General features: G+C 49.3%; 14 protein-coding genes. 3 read left to right on the top strand and 11 right to left on the bottom strand.

All coding sequences use genetic code 11. From position 1 onward, the window contains the following. Positions 1-16: 16 nt before the first annotated feature. The 6 genes from BLQ82_RS08565 to treC all read right to left on the bottom strand — a co-directional run bounded on the left by BLQ82_RS08565 (position 17) and on the right by treC (position 8,444). Positions 17-664, bottom strand: coding sequence for a FusB/FusC family EF-G-binding protein (locus BLQ82_RS08565; RefSeq protein ID WP_062528571.1), 648 nt, complete (start codon positions 662-664; stop codon positions 17-19). A gap of 279 nt (positions 665-943) precedes the next feature. Next, positions 944-2,071 (bottom strand): NAD(P)/FAD-dependent oxidoreductase, encoded by a 1,128-nt coding sequence (locus tag BLQ82_RS08560; RefSeq protein WP_062528300.1) that lies wholly within the window; start codon positions 2,069-2,071, stop codon positions 944-946. Positions 2,072-2,111: 40 nt separating this feature from the next. Continuing rightward, a complete protein-coding gene (locus BLQ82_RS08555; protein ID WP_062528301.1) occupies positions 2,112-3,590 on the bottom strand; it encodes an Lsa family ABC-F type ribosomal protection protein in 1,479 nt (492 codons plus the stop codon). A gap of 338 nt (positions 3,591-3,928) precedes the next feature. After that, positions 3,929-4,663, bottom strand: coding sequence for a trehalose operon repressor (gene treR / locus BLQ82_RS08550; protein ID WP_062528572.1), 735 nt, complete (start codon positions 4,661-4,663; stop codon positions 3,929-3,931). Positions 4,664-4,694: 31 nt separating this feature from the next. Next, entirely contained in the window at positions 4,695-6,713 is a 2,019-nt protein-coding gene (gene treP, locus BLQ82_RS08545; RefSeq protein WP_062528302.1) for a PTS system trehalose-specific EIIBC component, read from the bottom strand. 27 nt (positions 6,714-6,740) lie between these two features. Further along, positions 6,741-8,444 (bottom strand): alpha,alpha-phosphotrehalase, encoded by a 1,704-nt coding sequence (gene treC / locus BLQ82_RS08540; RefSeq protein ID WP_062528303.1) that lies wholly within the window; start codon positions 8,442-8,444, stop codon positions 6,741-6,743. 682 nt (positions 8,445-9,126) lie between these two features. Here treC and BLQ82_RS08535 point away from each other — a divergent pair. Then, on the top strand, positions 9,127-10,794 hold the full coding sequence (locus BLQ82_RS08535) for a ribonuclease J (RefSeq protein ID WP_062528304.1): 1,668 nt from the start codon (positions 9,127-9,129) through the stop codon (positions 10,792-10,794). Positions 10,795-10,963: 169 nt separating this feature from the next. Here BLQ82_RS08535 and BLQ82_RS08530 read toward each other — a convergent pair whose 3' ends face one another. From BLQ82_RS08530 to BLQ82_RS08520, 3 genes are all read right to left on the bottom strand, one after another. Further along, the gene (locus BLQ82_RS08530) at positions 10,964-11,785 is read right to left on the bottom strand and encodes a methyl-accepting chemotaxis protein (RefSeq protein WP_062528305.1); all 822 of its coding nucleotides are present in this window, start codon (positions 11,783-11,785) and stop codon (positions 10,964-10,966) included. Between the two features lie 110 nt (positions 11,786-11,895). After that, complete coding sequence (locus BLQ82_RS08525) at positions 11,896-12,120, bottom strand: hypothetical protein (RefSeq protein ID WP_062528306.1); 225 nt, start codon at positions 12,118-12,120, stop codon at positions 11,896-11,898. A 28-nt stretch (positions 12,121-12,148) separates the two neighbouring features. Further along, positions 12,149-12,577, bottom strand: a complete 429-nt coding sequence (locus tag BLQ82_RS08520; RefSeq protein ID WP_244280731.1) for a sigma-70 family RNA polymerase sigma factor — start codon at positions 12,575-12,577, stop codon at positions 12,149-12,151. 252 nt (positions 12,578-12,829) lie between these two features. Between BLQ82_RS08520 and BLQ82_RS08515 the strand changes: the two genes are divergently transcribed. Beyond that, entirely contained in the window at positions 12,830-14,494 is a 1,665-nt protein-coding gene (locus BLQ82_RS08515; protein WP_062528307.1) for a cellulase family glycosylhydrolase, read from the top strand. A gap of 123 nt (positions 14,495-14,617) precedes the next feature. Here BLQ82_RS08515 and BLQ82_RS08510 read toward each other — a convergent pair whose 3' ends face one another. Then, the gene (locus tag BLQ82_RS08510; RefSeq protein WP_208810666.1) at positions 14,618-15,841 is read right to left on the bottom strand and encodes a macrolide family glycosyltransferase; all 1,224 of its coding nucleotides are present in this window, start codon (positions 15,839-15,841) and stop codon (positions 14,618-14,620) included. Between the two features lie 158 nt (positions 15,842-15,999). After that, positions 16,000-17,382 carry an MDR family MFS transporter gene (locus tag BLQ82_RS08505; RefSeq protein ID WP_062528309.1) on the bottom strand — a complete coding sequence of 461 codons (1,383 nt, stop codon included), beginning with the start codon at positions 17,380-17,382 and terminating at the stop codon, positions 16,000-16,002. A gap of 239 nt (positions 17,383-17,621) precedes the next feature. Here BLQ82_RS08505 and BLQ82_RS08500 point away from each other — a divergent pair, with 239 nt between their 5' ends. Beyond that, the gene (locus BLQ82_RS08500; protein ID WP_062528310.1) at positions 17,622-18,410 is read left to right on the top strand and encodes a nucleotidyltransferase domain-containing protein; all 789 of its coding nucleotides are present in this window, start codon (positions 17,622-17,624) and stop codon (positions 18,408-18,410) included. Positions 18,411-18,422 lie beyond the last annotated feature (12 nt).

Raw genomic sequence — 18,422 nt, 5'->3', positions numbered from 1 at the left:
AGCCTGACGCTTATGGTTATTTACGAACAGAGACAATGAACTTCTCCAGCGAGGTTGTATTGGTAATACTCTGATTGCAGGCATGGCCGTCCATACATACGTATTGGCCGATGGAAGAATATTGATCAGGCAAAGCATTGGCGGGCTTGGTCTTGACCGTTATGAACGCAAGCTCCTGATGCCGGTTGCAGAACATGCAGTACCCTTTTTTGTGGGTCGGCGTGATTCTTCCCTCGATGCCGATGAATTGTCCTTCAAACGGATAGATCATGAACAATTTGTTCGTGGCTATGTCTACCCAACTCAGATAGGTCACATATCTAAAGTCAATCGATTGCAGATCAGGCATTTTCAGCTTCTTATTCTTCGGGAACAGCTTCTGGATCTGCTTCAGCGTAATCGGCGGAAATGGCTCCAGGTATGGCTCTAATGCGTAAATATAACTCTGGAATTCATGTGCGGTCTCTAAGCCCGATACTTGTTCCAGCATCCGCTCCTGCTCTGTTGTCAGAGAAGAGAACGCTTCAATAATATTTACAGCTGTACGGTATCTTACCGTCTTCAAGACGCTCTGGTCCGCGACGGACCGCAGTGTCTTCTGGAGAAATTCCGTTTGCTTCTTAATTACGTTGTATTGATGGTTTCTAATAAATGGTGTATTCATAGCTTTCAGCCCCTTATTTATTATAAAAAAAACATAAGGTGCAAAGCCATTATTAGAAACGATAATGTCAAGCATGGGCGATTGAATCTACTCTCCCGCCCTCACGCAAAGTATCGCCCCTAGATTAGGCTTTGCATGAGGACTTCCTAGCTAATGAGCAATTCGGCATTGCCATCAGTAAAACCCCCTATCAAGATGAACATGAAAAAAGTATAACAGGAACACCGGAAAGGCGCAATAATCGGCATAATCCCCTCTTATATCTGAATTCAACAAGGATCAGACTTGATTCATTGCATGACGGATATCATAATCACTGATATCAATCTCCATCTCCATTCCCAGCGTCATTTTTGCCAGCTGCCTTCCTATATACGGCCCCATCGTCAATCCCGATGCGCCGAGCCCATTTGCCGCAATCAGCCCTTCCCAGCCGGGGACAGCCCCCATCACAGGAAGAAATCCGGGTGTAAAGGGACGGAAGCCCACTCTTGTCTCCAGAAAAGTGCAGTTCGCTAAACCGGGTGCCAGGTCTATCCCTTTATTTAGTATCTCCTGCATTCCGCCGGCAGTGACTCTCGTATCGTAGCCTGTTATATCATTTTCGTGTGTCGATCCGATAACAATCCTCTGTTGACCCAATGCCAGGAGGTATTGATCATTAGGCGGAATAATTACAGGCCATACTCCAGTATCTTGATGATCCGGAATCTCCAGATGGATAATTTGCGCCTTTTGGAAACGCACTTTAAAATCAATGCCTAAAGGCTGCAATAGCGCACTTGCCCATGCACCCGCACATACAATGATGCTGTCAGCCAAAAAGGTTGTGTTCCCGGCAGCTACGCCGGTTACACGTTTGCCATGAACCTGAAGCGACGCCTCCCCACGGATAAATACAGCCCCGCTGCGCTGTGCAGACCTTATGAGCGCATCACGCAGCGCACGTCCATCTACCCTGGCGGCACCGCTGATGCGAACAGAAGATAATCCTTCTGCCAGCAGCGGGAAACGCCCGCGTGTTTGTGATTCCGTGAGCTCTGTAATTTCGCCAATTTCCGGCGCATCCGTCTTGCGCAGCGCGGCCCGTTCCTTCATCTGTCCGATTTTTACCGGATCATGATGAACACTTAAGGCACCTACCTGAGCATATCCGGTTTCGGTTTCTCCTTCCTCTTGGAGCTGTGCAATCAGTTCAGGGTAATAACGGGCCCCTGCTTTGGCGAGACGATACCAAGCCTGGTTGCGCCGTTGGGACAGCCACGGGCAGATAATTCCGGCAGCGGCATCGGTTGCTTGCCCGATATCCTTGCGGTCCACCACAGTAACATCCGCCCCCGCTTTGGCCAAGTGATAGGCGGTTGAAGCCCCGAGAATTCCTGATCCGATTACGATGACTTTCTTCATACGCGCTTCCCTTTCCTTAACAGGTTCAAAGTTAACAGGTTCAAAGTTCAATGGTCTTCGTAGCTACATTGTTGCAGAACTCGCGGTCATGCTCCACAAACAGGATAGTCGGCGTATATTCCAGCAGCAGCTCTTCAATCTGCATCCGGGAAATGACATCGATAAAATTCAGCGGCTCATCCCAGATGTGCAGATGCACCTGTTCGCTCAGGCTTGTGGCGATCAGTACTTTCTTCTTCTGGCCGCCACTGTAGGTGGACAGATCCTTCTCAAATTGCATTCTGGAAAAATCAAGCTTCCGCAAAATTGATTTGAACAAAGTTTCGTCAATACCGTTGTCCCTGATGTAATCGGTTAAGCTCCCCTGCAAATGCGAAGTGTCTTGGGACACATAGGATATTTTCAGTTGACTATCCTTCATGAAGCTGCCTGTATAAGAGATATCCTCGCCGCAGATTAATTTGAGGATGCTTGATTTCCCGGAACCATTTTTACCTGAAAGCGCGATCCGTTCCCCCTGCTCAATCGTAAAATTCACATTAGCGCAAACCTGCTTCTCCCCGTAAAATATCGAGACCTGCTCCAGCTCCGCCAGTATGTTTTTATGGTAAGCAAGCTGTGAAATCTCCAGGGTATCCGAGCTCTCAATATTTTTCAGCAGCTTAGACTTTTCGGTAATGGCCGACTGCTGTCTTTGTTCAATAGATTTGGAGCGTTTCATCATCTTGGCAGCCTTATGGCCAACGTATCCTTTATCTAACTTAGAGCCGGAATTCCGGGTTCCGTTTTTGGATTTTTCCACTTCATGGGACCAGTTCCCCGTGCGTTTGGAAGAGTCCGACAGCCGTTTGATGTCCTTTTTAAGCTTCTCATTTTGGGCTAGCTCAAAGTTATCTTGTCTCCGCTTATTCTCCCACCAGCTGGAAAAATTGCCTTTTTGAATCTCGATGTTGGTTTTGTTGATGGACAGAATGTGGTCTACACAGTGATCCAGAAAGGATCTGTCGTGAGAAACCAGAATATATCCGCTTTTGGTATTCAGATATTCACTGACCAGCGCCCGTGCATGCATGTCCAAATGGTTCGTGGGCTCATCGATCAGCAGGAAGCTGTTTTCCTTAATAAATAATGCGGCCAGCAGCACTTTTGTCTGCTCTCCATTGGATAAGGAAGCAAAGGGCCGGTAAAGAACGTCTTCATCCACCTTCAGCAGTGACAGCTCGCGCATGAATTGCCAGTGAACATAGTCCGGGAAAATTTCGTTGATCACATCAATAGTAAGATCCTCTTTGTTGGGCACTGGGTACGGAAAATATTCAAAGTTAACCTTAGCCGAAATGGTTCCGCTGTATTCATGTTTGCCGAGAAGCAGCTGGAGAAAAGTAGTCTTTCCCCTTCCGTTCCTTCCCGTAAACCCCAATTTCCAATCGGTGTCGATCTGAAAATTCACGTTCTCGAAGATGTTATCGTAGGTGCCCTCATAGGCAAAAGTAAGGCCGGTAACATTAATTAATGACATTATTTAGGTCCTCCTGTATACAAAAATAAAAGCCGCAAGAAAGTTCATTTCTCGCAGCTCAAATAGATACAGCAAATCAAGCCCCCGTGAGGGCAGATTAAGGACCTATCGTATGAGTGAAAAGAAAATGTAACTTTCTTGCTTAAAACACAATAAAACATGCGACTCTGATCGCATTAGACGTTTTATTAGGTTTATCCTTCAGCAAGAAAATCCTACATTATCCTTTTCAACCCCATTCATTAAATTAAGTGCATTTTATCATACGGATTGCACAAAAACAACTCCATTCACTTAACGTGTGCCGATTTCTGTGCTGTAATGCTCTGGACCTGCTATTATAACGGGTTCCCTTCCATTTGCGCCCGGCGGGCAAAATCTACGAACTGAAATTTATCCAGCCGGTGGCGGGATTCGGTATACTGAAACAGCTGGGTATCGACGAGATGCACGTAGTTGCGCACAACGACGATATGCTGGTAATCATGCAGGTCGAGCAGCAGCCTATCTTCGGAGGTCACTTCTTCTACAGAAATTTCCTTTTTGGCGTAACTGATCCGCAGATGAAGTTTGCCTTCCAGGTATTCATATATGGAATCCTCAGCGGCAGCAGCCGGTATAGAAGGAACGACGGACGGCAGGAAATAATCCTTGTCGAGAATGATTTTCTCGCCTTCGATCTCCCTTGCCCGGACCACTTTCCAGACAGGTTCATTCTCCCGGATGAGCAGACGCTGTGACACACTGCTTGAACAAGGAACAAGGCTGTTCTCATAGACAATGGTACGGATCGTACGCCCGAGCTGATCTGCAACCTCCTTGAAGCTGATCAGGCCGGAGACAGGGAAGTTCAGGCGCTGCGTATCCAGCACAAAGGACCCCTTGCCTTTGATCTTGTGAATATACCCGTTCTCGGAGAGCATTTGCAGCGCTTTGCGAACTGTTTCTCTTGAAGTGCTGTAAGCGGCGGCAAGCTGGCTTTCGGAAGGGATTTTCTTCCCCGCCTGAAGCTGTCCCGATTGAATCCGTGCGGAGTAATCATTATAGATATGCGAATAAATATTTTTGTTCACTGGAATCACCATGCTCATCTTATCATGAAAGTTATCCTTGCAGATAGATCTTTAATACGGCACCCGGATGAGTCTCATCTCCGCCGGTCAGCTCTTCCACCCGCTCAATGACCTCCTGTCCGTCCGGGACAATAATCGGTGAGATCAACGGGTAACCAGCGGCCGTTATGGCATCGCGGTCAAATTCAAGCAGCAGCTGACCGGCTTTCACCTTATCACCTGCAGTGACATGTGCAGTGAAACCGCTGCCCTTAAGGGATACGGTATTGATCCCGATATGAATCAGCAGCTGCACGCCGGAGGCATGCTCCAGAATGACGGCATGTTTGCTCTTGATCACATGGGCAACAGTAGCATCAAAAGGTGCGGTTACCTTTCCTTCGGATGGCTCCACAGCTACGCCTTTCCCCATCTGCCGCTCCGCGAAGGCCGGGTCAGGCACTTGCTCCAAGGGCACAATTCTGCCCCGGACAGGTGACCGGACTTCCAGTACATTAACGGCTGTAGCGGGACTGGATACCGGAACGGAAGCAGTCTGAACCTGTGCGCGTGATGGAGCCGCTGGCTCAATTTTACTGGAAGCATTGTCCGTTGGGGAGGTTTTTGCAGTAGTATCGTCCGTACCATCAGCCTCATCTGTTCCCCGGCTGCGGATTTTCCCGTACAGCACGGTAGCTGTGAAAGGCACAATCAGCACTATCGCCATGCCGATGAAGAACACCCCCCACTGGTTCGGGAAGATGGATAAGAATCCGGGAATTCCGCCTACCCCGATGGAAGAAGCGAGCACATTATTCATGGCCAGCAGCACACCGGCAATAGCTGAACCCAGCATTCCGAAGATAAAAGGATATTTGAAGCGCACATTCACCCCGAAGATGGCAGGCTCCGTAACTCCCAGGAAAGCGGAGATGGAGGAGGTGACGGCCAGCCCTTTAGTTTTTTCCTGTTTGGCGACAAACATCATCCCGAGTGCGGCAGCCCCCTGGGCAATGTTCGACAATGCAAGCATCGGCCACAAAAATGTCCCGCCTTCCGAACCGATCAGCTGGATATCGACGGCCAGGAAAGTATGGTGCATCCCTGTGATAACCAGAAGCGCGTACAATCCTCCATAGATCAAGCCGCCCAGCGCCGGGAAACCGCCAAAGATGCTGACCAGTCCCGAGGTGATGGCATTGGCAATAATGAAGGTGACGGGACCAATAACCGTAAAGGCCAGGAATCCGGTAATCAGCAGGGCCACTGGAGCCACAATCAGCAGCTTGAAGGAATCGGGTACCTTTTTATTCAGCCACCGCTCCAGCCGGGCGAGCAAGTAGGCGGACACCAGCACGGGCAGCACCTGTCCCTGATAGCCGATTTTGTTCACATGCCAGCCAAACAGATTCCACACAGGAACGGTACCTTCTACTTTGGCATCTGCGTAACCATACGCACTAAGCAAATCGGGGTGAACCAGAATAAGTCCAAGCACAATCCCCAGCAATGGGCTGCCTCCAAAGCGGGTTACCGCCGACCAGCCGATCAGAGCCGGAAGGAACGTGAAGGCTGTGCTGGCTATGGTATTAATGATGGAAGCAAAGTCCTTCCACTGCGGATAGACCTCGACCAGGGACTTGCTGTCGAAAAAGATGCCCGGCCCGGTAAGGATGTTATTAACCCCGAGCAGCAGGCCCGCCATTACAATGGCCGGAAGAATGGGAATGAAAATATCTGCCAGCGTCTTGATCGCCTGCTGCAGCGGGTTCTGTTTTTTGCTGGCCGCTGTTTTCACTTCGTCCTTGGTAGCTCTGCTCCCTCCGGTGATGCTGATCATTTCGTCGTATACCTTGTCCACAAGCCCCGGACCGATGATCACCTGGAATTGTCCTTGAGATGAGAAATGGCCTTTGACCAGATCGTTCTTTTCCAGTGCGTCTGTATCCACTTGGCTCTCATCATTCAAGGCAAAGCGCAGCCGTGTTACACAGTGTGTAGCGGCTTCAATATTTTCTTTTCCTCCGACGGCCTTTACGATCTCTTCTACATTCTGTCTGTTAATAGCCATATCTGCTCTCCCTTATTCATAATTATATTAGCGGATGATCCACATATAAGAGCCATAGGGCGGAATCTCAAGGGTCTGGCCCCACACAGGTGTCTGCACAGTATTGCCGATCAGCAGTTTCGCGGCTTGACTGTTGATACGGCTGGACCAGAATTCGCCTGCAAAAGTAAAGCCGGCCTCCGTACCGCTGAAGCTGGACACGACAATAAGTGTTTCCTTCTCAACCATTCTGGCATAGGCAAAAATCTGCGGATGCCCTTCATCCAATCTTTGGAATATCCCGTCTGTTATGACCGGTTCCTCTTTCCGAAGACGAATTAGCTGTTTGTAATGGGCTAGAATCGAGTCCGGATCACCTTGCTCGGCTTGGACATTGATTTCTTTGTATCGTCTGTCCACTTTAAGCCATGGAGTCCCGCTGGTAAATCCGCCATGCTCTGATGCATCCCACTGCATCGGCGTCCGCGAATTATCCCGGGAGCGTTCACGTATAATGTCCAGTGCCTGCTCCCCTGACAATCCCTGCTCTTGCAGAATCCGGTACATGTTCTTCGATTCAATGTCATTGAATTCCGAGATATCATGCCAGTCGGGATTGGGCATCCCCAGCTCTTCACCCTGGTAGACATAGGGCGTGCCCTGCATGCCGTGAAGCGTTGTAGCCAGCATTTTAGCGCTTTCCTTACGGTATTTTACGTCATCTGCGAAGCGGGACAAGGCACGCGGCTGGTCATGATTATTCCAGAAGAGGGCATTCCACCCGCCGGCCTGCTGCATTCCGGTTTGCCACCGGGTGAACAGCTCTTTCAGTTCGGCAAAATCATAAGGCTGCAGCTCCCACTTCTGGCCGTTCTTGTAATCAACCTTGAGGTGATGGAAGTTGAAGGTCATGGAGAACTCCCGTTCTTCGGGTGCGGAATAGCGGATGCAGTGCTCCAGGGTGGTTGAGGACATCTCGCCTACGGTCACCAGATTGTAAGGCCCAAAGACCTTAGCATAGAGCTCTTTGATATATTCATGGACCCGCGGGCCATCGGTATAGAACTTACGCCCATCGCCTGGAGCGGTGGTTCTGTCATCGTCAGGAAAGCTCTGATCTTTCGAGATCAGGTTGATGACATCCATCCGGAACCCATCCACCCCTTTTTTCGCCCAAAAAAGCATCAGGTCAGCGACTTCCTGCCTAACCTGCTCATTTTCCCAGTTTAGGTCTGCCTGTGTCTTGTCAAACAGGGTGAGGAAATACTGGCCGGTAGTCGCATCGAATTGCCAAGCCGGTCCGCCGAACTTCGACTGCCAGTTATTGGGTACCCCTCCGTCCGGTGCAGGGTCCCGCCAGATGTAATAATCCCTGTAAGGATTGTCCTTGGATTTCCTCGCCTCCTGAAACCAGGGATGCTCTGTAGAAGAATGATTGACAACGATATCGGTCATCAGATGCATGCTGCGTTTCTTCAGCTCCCGGATCAATTCTTCAAAATCCTCCATGGTACCAAAGGCCGGATCAATCTGCCGGTAATCGGCGACATCGTAACCGTTATCATTTTGTGGAGATACGTAAACCGGCTGCAGCCAGACGATATCAATCCCCAGCTCCTGCAAATAATCAAGCTTGCCGGTTAGTCCCTTGATGTCACCTGTCCCGCTGCCTGTACTGTCCTTGAAGCTCTTGGGATAAACCTGATATACCGTAGACTTGCGCCACCAGTCTGCTTGCGGCGTTGTTTCCATGTGTAAGTCCCTCCCCGTATGCGGTAACTATTTATCTATTCAATTTACCTGTATATACAAGTATGGATTCTACACTTGTATATACAGGTTGTCAAACCGAAAAATCCCCTGTTCCACTCTTATTTTCCCAAAATAAAACGGTTTCTTGGAAAAAGCTGTTACGTCACTTACTTAAACTATATTAGATGGTAACTAACACTGAAATAGATAAAGTTTGAAAGGAACTACAAAAAGACCCGCTTTAGGCGGGCCTTCAAAAGGATTATGAATATATGGGATGAGTGGTTAAGCTTGAACTGGCTACTCAATCCTTTTAATGCGCAATTGCTCATAAACAGCATCCACATCTTCTACCTTGAAAATGAGTGCAACCGGGTCCTTTTTACGTTAACCGCGGGGTTCCTTCAAGGCTTGGACGGATTCATTCCCCATCAGGGGTTCCATTGCTAGACATGGCTGTTCGCCTATGACTTCTTTTAAATTGCTGTTTATTCAGGGTTTCGCGTGCCGGATTCTGCCCTGCGTCTGATACTGTAATAGCCAAGAGCCTCACCGATCAGGCAGGCAGATCTCAGAAAGCCTTCATCGGGTATTGCTTTTTCCAAGAATAAAATCACTTCGCTCTGGATAAACCCATGTTGTGATATGCATAATATGCGTAATCAAAAAAGGAGGAATGAGCATGAAGATGACTGGTGAGCGTCTATGGATTGCAGCTTTGGGAGGGGTGTATGAAATTGGCAAAAATATGTATCTTGTGCAGTACGCCGATGACATCATCGTCATAGATTGCGGATCTAAATTTCCGGATGAGAGTTTACTGGGTATTGACCTTATCATTCCTGATATTTCCTACCTGCTCAGCAATACAGACAAGGTCAAAGCCCTTGTGGTGACGCATGGACATGAAGATCACATTGGGGGAATTCCTTATTTTCTCAAACAGCTTAACATTCCGGTATATGCCTCCCGCCTGACCCTCGGGTTAATTGAAACCAAACTGAAGGAACACGGCCTTTTGCGCCAGACCCAGCTGCATTGCATCGATCCGGAGTCCACGCTGAATTTCGGCTCTATTGCGATTACCTTTTTCAGAACAAACCACAGCATTCCGGATTGCCTAGGCATTGTATTCGATACGCCTGAGGGCACTGTCGTTCATACCGGCGATTTCAAGTTCGATATGACCCCTGTCAACAAACAGTATCCCGATATACATAAAATGGCGGCGATCGGCGAAAAAGGGGTCAAGTTTCTGTTATCCGAAAGTACGAACGCCGAGCGGCCCGGGTTCACCCCTTCTGAAAGGCTTGTAGGTGCGCATCTGGAGGAAGCCTTTCATAAGGCGGAGAACAGGATTTTTATCTCCACCTTTGCGTCGAATGTGCACCGTCTGCAGCAGATCGTGGACGCTGCCGGGCATACTGGCCGCAAGCTCGCCCTGCTGGGCAGAAGCATGGTTAATGTCGTCGGCGTTGCCCAGGAACTGGGCTATCTGAACATCCCCGAAGGCATGCTGGTTGAACCCGCAGAGGCGGGCAAAATGGAGCGGGACAAGATCGCTGTGTTATGCACCGGCAGCCAGGGTGAACCCATGGCCGCGTTGTCCCGGCTGGCGAATTCCAGTCACAGACTGCTTGAGATCAGCGCCGGAGATACGGTTCTGCTTGCGGCAAATCCGATTCCAGGCAATGAGCGCAACGTTTCCAGAATTGTGGACAATCTGTATATGCTGGGCGCACGTGTGATCTATGGTTCCCGCAGTGAGCTTCATGTATCGGGGCATGGCAGCCAGGAGGAACTGAAACTGATGCTTACCTTGATGAAGCCTGAATACTTCATCCCGATTCACGGGGAATACCGGATGCTTCACCATCACTCCATGCTGGCCGAAGCCGTGGGGGTCAAGAATGAGAACATCTTTATCTTGAAAAATGGGGATATTGTGGAGTCGAACGCCGGGGATGTCCGCCAAAGCGGACGGATTACAGCCGGACAAATCTACGTGGACGGACTCGGCATTGGTGATATCGGCAATGTTGTACTGCGTGACCGCCGGCAGCTGTCTGCAGACGGAATTCTCATTACGGTAATTACATTAAGCCAAAATGACGGACGAATCCTGAACGATCCGGATACCATCTCCCGGGGATTTGTATATGTGCGCAACTCCGACACGCTGATGGAAGAGATCAACCAGCTGATTACCTCTACCCTGCAGAAGATGAGCCCGGCTGACCTGGGCCAATGGAATATCATCAAGGAAACGATCAAGGAAACGCTGGGTAAGTTCCTATATGAACGCACGAAGCGCAGACCGATGATTCTTCCTATCATCATTGAGGTCTAGGCAGAACAAGTGGAAACGGCTACGCCGTCCTTATAAGGACGGTACCCGTTTCAGCGAGAAATAGATGGATAATTTATAGCGCGAAGCATATAAATCCTTGTATTTCCAAAAAATCCGCAGAACAGGAACGATACGTCCTGTCTGCGGATTTTTTGGAATGGATATGGGTTTATTGAATTATGGAATTGATGAATTTGGCCATTTCACCGCTGGTCTGATTCAGCCGTTCGATGACATCACTGAACTCGGTGACCAATTCGGCCTGCTCGGAGGAAGAAGCGGCAATCGCTTCGATTTCTTTTTCCATCTGACGGATCGAACGCTGAACTGTGTTCAATGAATCTTCGATTGATTTTGTCGCTTCCTTGGTATGCACGGACAGTTTGCGCACTTCCGTAGCCACTACACCGAAACCTGCGCCCTCCTGCCCCACGCGTGCTGCTTCAATGGCCGCATTCAAGCCAAGAAGATTCGTCTGTTCGGAGATTTCCCGGATGAAGCCGGTCACCTTGCTTACTTGAGTGGACTCTTCTACCGTTTTGCGTGAATTATCAAGGATCTGGGCTGTAGTAGCCGACAGCTCTTCGGACTGGGCAGCGACATTCTGGACCATGTCAACCAGCTGGCCGCTGATCTGTTCAATGCTGCTGGTCAACTGCTCCATTTTGTCCTCGTTTTCCAGGGTGTAGGCAATCGCAAATGCGCCGATAATTTCCCCGGCAGCATCATAAACCGGCACTGCCGAAGAAATGACTGTCGCTCCATAGAGCTCAGGCGCCAACCGGTTGGTCGTAGCGCGCCCGGCTAACGCATTACTTAAGGAAGGGTCATCCGGAGGGACAGGGCTTCCTTTGGTCAGTCCGAAATCCAGCACCTTGCTGGGCGCATAGTAATGGAATATTTCTTTGTCTGTAACTCCAATCATAATATCCTGGGAATGAATTTGTTTGAAGAAGGGTGCTGCTAGCACTAAAGCATCTAAATTGTCCATGATGTCGCTCTCCTAATTCATGCATGTTTTTGATTATTATCGTCACATTCCAGCCATAAATTAAGAGAGAAGTTCATTGCCGGACAAAAGTTATCTTTCACTGAGGCCGTTTATTTGGAGTGCAGTTCCAATGTTTGAGACTCCAGAATCGGATTCCAATACCGTTCTATTGCAATCGTAAGCGGCTGGGGATAGTCCAGCGCTTTTTCACCAAAACTGACCGCGTAGCCTTCCATAATACTCTCATCCGATGTGGTGCGGCTCGAATAATCGTTGTCTCCACTAATCGGATGTACTGCACCCTTTGCATCAGTGAAACTGTCTGCCAGTGCCATGGTGAAACTGCTCAAGGATGGGGATTTTTTAATTGTCCTGCTGAACAAAATAGTACTTAAGGAGGATCGTATGCCGGTATTTCGGCTTCATCCGGTCCATCGCCCGTTCCAGATCTATCCGCTCGTTGCTGTTCATCTCCACCGCTGCCTGCTCTCCCAGCGTCTCCGCAGGGAATACGCGCTTCCGGCGCCTCAGCTCATCCATGCAGCAGTTGATCGTAATCCGGATCACCCAGGGTGTAAAAGCCGCCTCATTTCTCAGCTTTTTTCGTTTCATCCACGCCCGGCAGGAGGCTTCCTGCACCACTTCCAGCGCATCTGCCTCAGAACGCATATAGCTTAGGGCAATAGAATACAATTTGCGGTGTTCGGCATACAGCCGTTCAAAAAAGGCCTCTTCGCCCAACAGTACGTTATCCCTCGTCATGGGCTTGTCCATGGTTTTTTCCAATTCCAATATATCCCCTCCCCTTTCTATCTTTATTTAGTGCAGTTATAGGGAAGATGTCATCAAAATGATGTTCTAAGTGATATGACGTATGAGCCACAGAAAAGGATTGAATATTTCGAGAATACCGGTAAATAGGATGAACATCATGATGTGTTGCTGATTCTCCATATTTGCCGCCCGCTCATACGAATACGTTAACATCCCGATCGTATGCTATAAAGTCTGACCTCATTGAAATCACTAAGAGGAGGAAAATGAATGTCGTTTGGGTTCAGGAAACTGGGAGTATTGTTCGTTGCTTTTGTATTGCTGGCAGGTGCTTTTTCGTATCCGGGTTATGAAGTGAAGGCTCAAGGTGCAGCAGGCTATTATCATACCTCAGGCAACAGAATCGTGGATTCTGCAGGCAACCCGGCCCTATTCAACGGACTCAACTGGTTTGGTTTTGAAACCGCGAATTACTCTCCGCATGGGTTGTGGACTCGTTCCATGGATGATGTGCTCAATCAAATCAAAGCGGAAGGCTATAACCTGATCCGGCTGCCATACTGCAACCAGATGTTTGATACAGGCTCAGCAGCCAACAGCATCGATTATGCCAAAAATCCTGATCTCATCGGTCTGAAGCCGGTGCAGATCATGGATAAACTGATTGAAAAAGCCGGAAAGCGCGGCATTCGGATCTTCCTTGACCGGCACCGGCCGGATTCCGGCGGACAATCGGCGCTGTGGTACACTTCGGCCTATCCCGAAACCCGCTGGATCAATGACTGGGTGATGCTAGCTCAGCGTTACGCGGATAACCCTACAGTCATTGGGGCCGATCTGCATAATGAGCCGCACGGTACGGCAAGCTGGGGAACAGGAAATCTTGCCACAGACTGGCGGCTGGCCAGCGAACGGGCAGGAAATGCGATTCTCGCCGTGAACCCGAACTGGCTGATCATCGTCGAAGGCATAGAAACCAATGTCCAGGGCAACTCCAGCAGCTATTGGTGGGGCGGCAATCTGACAGGTGTACGTAATCATCCGGTCACGCTTACAGTGCCGGATCGGGTGGTCTATTCCCCGCATGATTACGGTCCTGGGGTAGCTTCACAGCCTTGGTTCAGTGCTGCTGATTTTCCAAACAATCTGCCGAAGCTGTGGGATGATACCTGGGGATACATCAGCAAAGAACAAATCGCCCCAGTCCTTGCAGGGGAATTCGGCGGGCGCAGTGTGGATACCCTCACAGTCGAAGGCAAATGGCAACATGCGCTGGTAAGCTACATCGGCCAGAACAATCTCTACTGGACATACTGGAGTCTTAATCCGAATAGCGGGGATACCGGGGGGCTATTGCTCGATGACTGGACATCTTGGAATGAGCCGAAACAGGCCATGCTGGATCTTATTATGAAACCGGTAACCTTTATCCCTGTTGGCGATCCTGGCGGACCTGGGGAAGGACCTGGGCCGGGTGATCCTCAAGCAACAATGCTCTATCTAGCAGGTGAAACAGGGACTGCCGTCAACTCGATCAGGGCCAGCTTGCAGCTTAAGAACGAGTCGGGCACTCCTATTCCGCTAAATGAGCTCACGATACGTTATTGGTACACAAGGGATGGAAGTGCGGCGCAGACCCTGGAGTTTGATTATGCGGCGATTGGAAAAGAAAAACTGCTGACAGCGATCGTCCCCCTGACTACGCCGTTGGCAGGGGCCGATACCTATGCGGAGATCGGTTTCTCGGCAGATGCAGGCTCGCTCGCAGCTTCCGGCTCAACCGGTGACATTCAGTTCCGCATTCATAAAGATAATTGGGCGAATTACAATCAGGGCGATGACTACTCGTTTCAGCCGGCCATCACCAGCTATGCCGCGAATGAACATATCACGGTCTATCATAAAGGAAAGCTGATCTACGGGATTGAACCTTAAAGATCAGGGATGTATTCAACGAAAATAAATCCCGGATGAAAGTTACTTAAAACCAGGACATAACAGCAACGCCGTCCTTTACTGGACAGCGTTGCCGTTTAAAGTTGGGGAAGCTTAGGAGCCTTAGCGTTTTCCGTTTTCCTCTTTTAATTTGAAAATCTCATCAACGGCTTTCGGATACCCCCCTGCCTCTTTAAAGGACTTACTGATCTGATGGATATGCTCACGATAGCCGGGATCGGCAAGAATCTTTTCCACGGAAGCTCTTAGCAGCTCAGGGGTAAGCTTCATGACATCCAGAGTGATAGCCGCCCCTAGATCTTGAGCTCTTGCGGCCATATAGGGCTGGTCCGCTGTAATCGGAATCGCTACAAATGGCACATTGCTGTATAACAAGTCACTGGTGCTGTTCATTCCTGCATGTGTAATAGCTGCATCCGCATATTTTAATACCTCCAGCTGCGGGATATAATTGCGGACAATGAAGTTATCAGGGACGGAGAATTGGGAAATGTCCACATTGTAAGCGGTCATGACCACAACGGCATCGAAATCGGCAAAGCTTTTGAAGAAAAGGTCATATAATTCCAGTATGGTGCTCACACGGGTTCCCATGGAGATATAGATGACCGTTTTTCCTTCCAATTGTTCAAACGGAAAATCCGTCTTCTCTTGTCTGTCAAAAATAGGCGGACCAATAAACTTGAAGCTGTCATCGTAGTATTCGGGATGGGCAATGAAAGTTTTGGTGGTATATATGATACTAATATCGCCTTTGCAATAGAAACAGCCCAGTATGTCCGGCGGCATCTCCACATCAAAGGTTTCCTTCAGCTCCTGTACGATTGCCTGATAACTGTCCAGATTAGAGGTTTCTGAAGGTTCTCCGTCCCCAGGCTCTCCGCCTGCATGCATGAATTCTGCCGGTGTCGCTATGATAGCCATCGATGCAACCGCCGGGATTTTTAGAATCTGGGCGATGGCATTTCCAAATGGAAAAGCGGCCGTGTAGACCACATAATCAAACTGCAGGCCTCTGATCTGGTCCAACACATCCTCAATAATCCGCTTGCCGGGCCGGAGGGTATCCGTCAGCAATGACAGAAGATCCTCAGCTGCCGCTGCCTGCTCTTCTTCGTTAGATTTTCCAAAGCCGTCTTGAAAGAGCAGTAACTTTTCTTTATACGACTTGAATACAGCTCCTGTTTGTTCGATTTTCGCTCTGAATTCTTCGAATCCGAAATAGGTGACCGTTTCCCCCCGCTGAACTAATTCATGCACAAGTCCAAGGGTCGGATTGACATGACCATGAGCCGAAACACTCAAAAACAGTACGTTTGACATCATTACACTCCCTTATTTAAGTTTATAGTTGTGGAGGCTGAGTCTAATGTACACCTCATTTATAAACTCAAATTAAACTGGCATGCGGCATCTTTTTTTAGATTTTTTTCACAAATTCACGTACTGCATCATACGTTGCCTGTTTGCATGGAGAATAGTTATTATCCCTGGCCTGCCTTACGCTCTTTCAGAATAAAGGAGATGTATAACCCGATGGCTGCGATCCCGGTTAATGTCCAGAAGGAGGTGAGCAGACCCTGGAGAATATTCCCCGGAAAAGGGACTGAAGTATGGTTCATTGAAGCTGCCATGATGGAAACCAGCATAACTCCGCCCATTGAACTGCTTAGGGAACGTATAGTAATGGTCATAGGTGAGGCATGGGCAATCATCGGGACGGGCACGCTTGCCATGGCAAAAGCGGTGACCGGCGTCATGATGAACCCGATGCCAACCATAAGGAGCGCATAAACAGCAGCCAAAAGAATCATCGAAGCATTTGCCGACAACAGAAGGGTCAGAAGCAGCGTTATAACGGCAATTAGAGAAAAGCCACCCCGGATAATCAGCCGTATGCCATACCGGTCATAGAGCCTGCCGGAGACCACACTGGTCACACCTAAGAGGACAGCCCCCGGCAACAGCATCAGACCGGACATTCTGGGAGTCAGTCCACGGACATTCTGGGCATACAGCGGAAGCAGCAGCTCCACACCGACCATGACAATAAACATAAGGACTCCAATGATGGAAGATTGGGTGAATCTCCGGTTGCGGAATAAATTGAAATCCAGCAGCGGCACTGTCAGCTTGAGCTGACGATGGATAAACAGGACGATGATAATGATCCCGCCTAGGATGATTCCCCACGTAATCAAATGTGATTCTCCCTGCTCACCTGCCCGGTTTACCCCATACAGCAAGCCTGCAAATCCGATGCTTGAATAAAGGATGGACCTCGGGTCCAGCTTAGCCTGATGAGTTTCCCCGACGTTCTTTAAGCTAAATAAAGCCAGCAGTAAATTGGCAGCCACGATGGGAAGTAATGCATAAAACAGAATTCGCCAGGAATGCTCCTGGACGACCAGACCGGACAGGGTCGGACCCAGAGCCGGAGCAAGCCCCATCACCAGGCCGATCAGTCCCATAGCTGAACCGATCTTCTCTTTGGGAAAAACCCTAAGCACCGTAGTCTGAAAGAGCGGCATCAGCAGGCCTGCCCCTATCCCCTGGATCATCCGTCCAGCGAGGATCAGACCGAAATCCGGCGAGGTTGCAGCCAGTAGTGTTCCTGCAGCAAATGAGCCTGCGGAAGTAAAAAATAATGCCCTTGTAGTGAACCTTCCGACCAAAAACCCGGCAACAGGCACTGTAATACCTGCAACCAGAAAATAAATAGTGACCAGCCACTGCGCCCTGCTCTCGTCGATTCCCAAATCCTGCATGATGCGCGGCAGTGCAGTATTCAGCATCGTCTGCATCAGCTGGGCCAGAAAATTCGCGATGACGAGTGATGAGACCAGCATCCCTGGTTTATTTTTCATACCATTCCCACCCTATCTCTCTGATAATAAAGTACTTCATGGACTCTTTATATCTATAATTAGTCCAATCAAAGACTTAATGTATCTACAATATAGTTATATTCCGCGTTTGTCAATCACTTGACAATAATGGGATCTCTCAACCAGATATAACCGGATTGACCGGATTGACCATAGCCGTTGGGCTGTCCAACCGGTACGCTTAAGGTCTAAGAGTTCGTTAAAGGAGGATGAAAAAGATGTATATACATCACAGACAGACTCTGGAGAAGCTGGTGGGGAAGCTTGAAAAGAACCCTTCCTGTCTGGCGGTAATCACCAGTGGTTCGGTAGCCCAGGGAACGGCCAAAGTAACCTCCGATGTGGATGTTCATCTGCTGTTAACTGATGAGGCCTATGAAGAATATAGCCGGAACAATACTCTGTCCTATGTGGACCGTGAAGTCAGCACATATGAAGGCGGATACGCCGATGTAAAAGTCATCAACTTCCGGTTTCTGGAGCTCGCGGCCGAGCGGGGCAATGAGCCGACGAGGTATGCTTTTACCGGTTCGGAGGTTTTGTTCTCCAGAATCCCGGAGCTGGGTGAACTGGTCGCCCGGATTCCTGTCTATCCTGAAGAGAACCGGGATCGCAATCTGCGGGATTTTTGTGCCCAGATCTTCCTGTACGCTTTCTATTTTGCCAAAGAGGCGGCCAAAAGGAATGACGCCTATCTGCTTGCTCACACCGCCGGCAATCTGGTGTTCTACAGCGGGAGGATGATCCTGGCGTATAACCGGATGCTTTTTCCAAGCCACAAGGCGCTGCTGGATGCCGTAGATGCTGCGGAACATAAGCCGAAGGACTTCCGCAGGCTGGCAGTAGAACTGCTGCAGGCTCCCGGTGCAGATAAGAGTATGCGCTTTGCTGCGAAGATACTCGCTTTTTACAATCACGGCCTTTCCTTCGAGCAGGCTTTGGGGATTTATGTGCTGAACAATGAGCGATCCTGGGCAGAGCAGCCTCCTTCATTGCAGGACCGATAATACAAAACAGCG

Origin of the sequence: Paenibacillus jilunlii (assembly GCF_900102965.1) — a bacterium.
Taxonomy (GTDB): Bacteria; Bacillota; Bacilli; order Paenibacillales; family Paenibacillaceae; genus Paenibacillus_AQ; species Paenibacillus_AQ jilunlii.
The sequence above is the reverse complement of the archived record's forward strand: the minus strand, read 5'-3'. Positions and strand labels throughout refer to the sequence as shown.

What these genes read in the sequence shown, in the direction of transcription:
- BLQ82_RS08565 (WP_062528571.1), bottom strand. Translation starts at nt 664, where the DNA reads ATGAATACACCATTTATTAGAAACCATCAATACAACGTAATTAAGAAG.
- treC (WP_062528303.1), bottom strand. Translation starts at nt 8,444, where the DNA reads ATGGAAACAACGCCGCAAGCAGACTGGTGGCGCAAGTCTACGGTATAT.
- BLQ82_RS08500 (WP_062528310.1), top strand. Translation starts at nt 17,622, where the DNA reads ATGTATATACATCACAGACAGACTCTGGAGAAGCTGGTGGGGAAGCTT.
- BLQ82_RS08560 (WP_062528300.1), bottom strand. Translation starts at nt 2,071, where the DNA reads ATGAAGAAAGTCATCGTAATCGGATCAGGAATTCTCGGGGCTTCAACC.
- BLQ82_RS08530 (WP_062528305.1), bottom strand. Translation starts at nt 11,785, where the DNA reads ATGGACAATTTAGATGCTTTAGTGCTAGCAGCACCCTTCTTCAAACAA.
- BLQ82_RS08510 (WP_208810666.1), bottom strand. Translation starts at nt 15,841, where the DNA reads ATGATGTCAAACGTACTGTTTTTGAGTGTTTCGGCTCATGGTCATGTC.
- BLQ82_RS08555 (WP_062528301.1), bottom strand. Translation starts at nt 3,590, where the DNA reads ATGTCATTAATTAATGTTACCGGCCTTACTTTTGCCTATGAGGGCACC.
- BLQ82_RS08535 (WP_062528304.1), top strand. Translation starts at nt 9,127, where the DNA reads ATGAAGATGACTGGTGAGCGTCTATGGATTGCAGCTTTGGGAGGGGTG.
- BLQ82_RS08525 (WP_062528306.1), bottom strand. Translation starts at nt 12,120, where the DNA reads ATGGCACTGGCAGACAGTTTCACTGATGCAAAGGGTGCAGTACATCCG.
- treP (WP_062528302.1), bottom strand. Translation starts at nt 6,713, where the DNA reads ATGGCTATTAACAGACAGAATGTAGAAGAGATCGTAAAGGCCGTCGGA.
- BLQ82_RS08505 (WP_062528309.1), bottom strand. Translation starts at nt 17,382, where the DNA reads ATGAAAAATAAACCAGGGATGCTGGTCTCATCACTCGTCATCGCGAAT.
- BLQ82_RS08515 (WP_062528307.1), top strand. Translation starts at nt 12,830, where the DNA reads ATGTCGTTTGGGTTCAGGAAACTGGGAGTATTGTTCGTTGCTTTTGTA.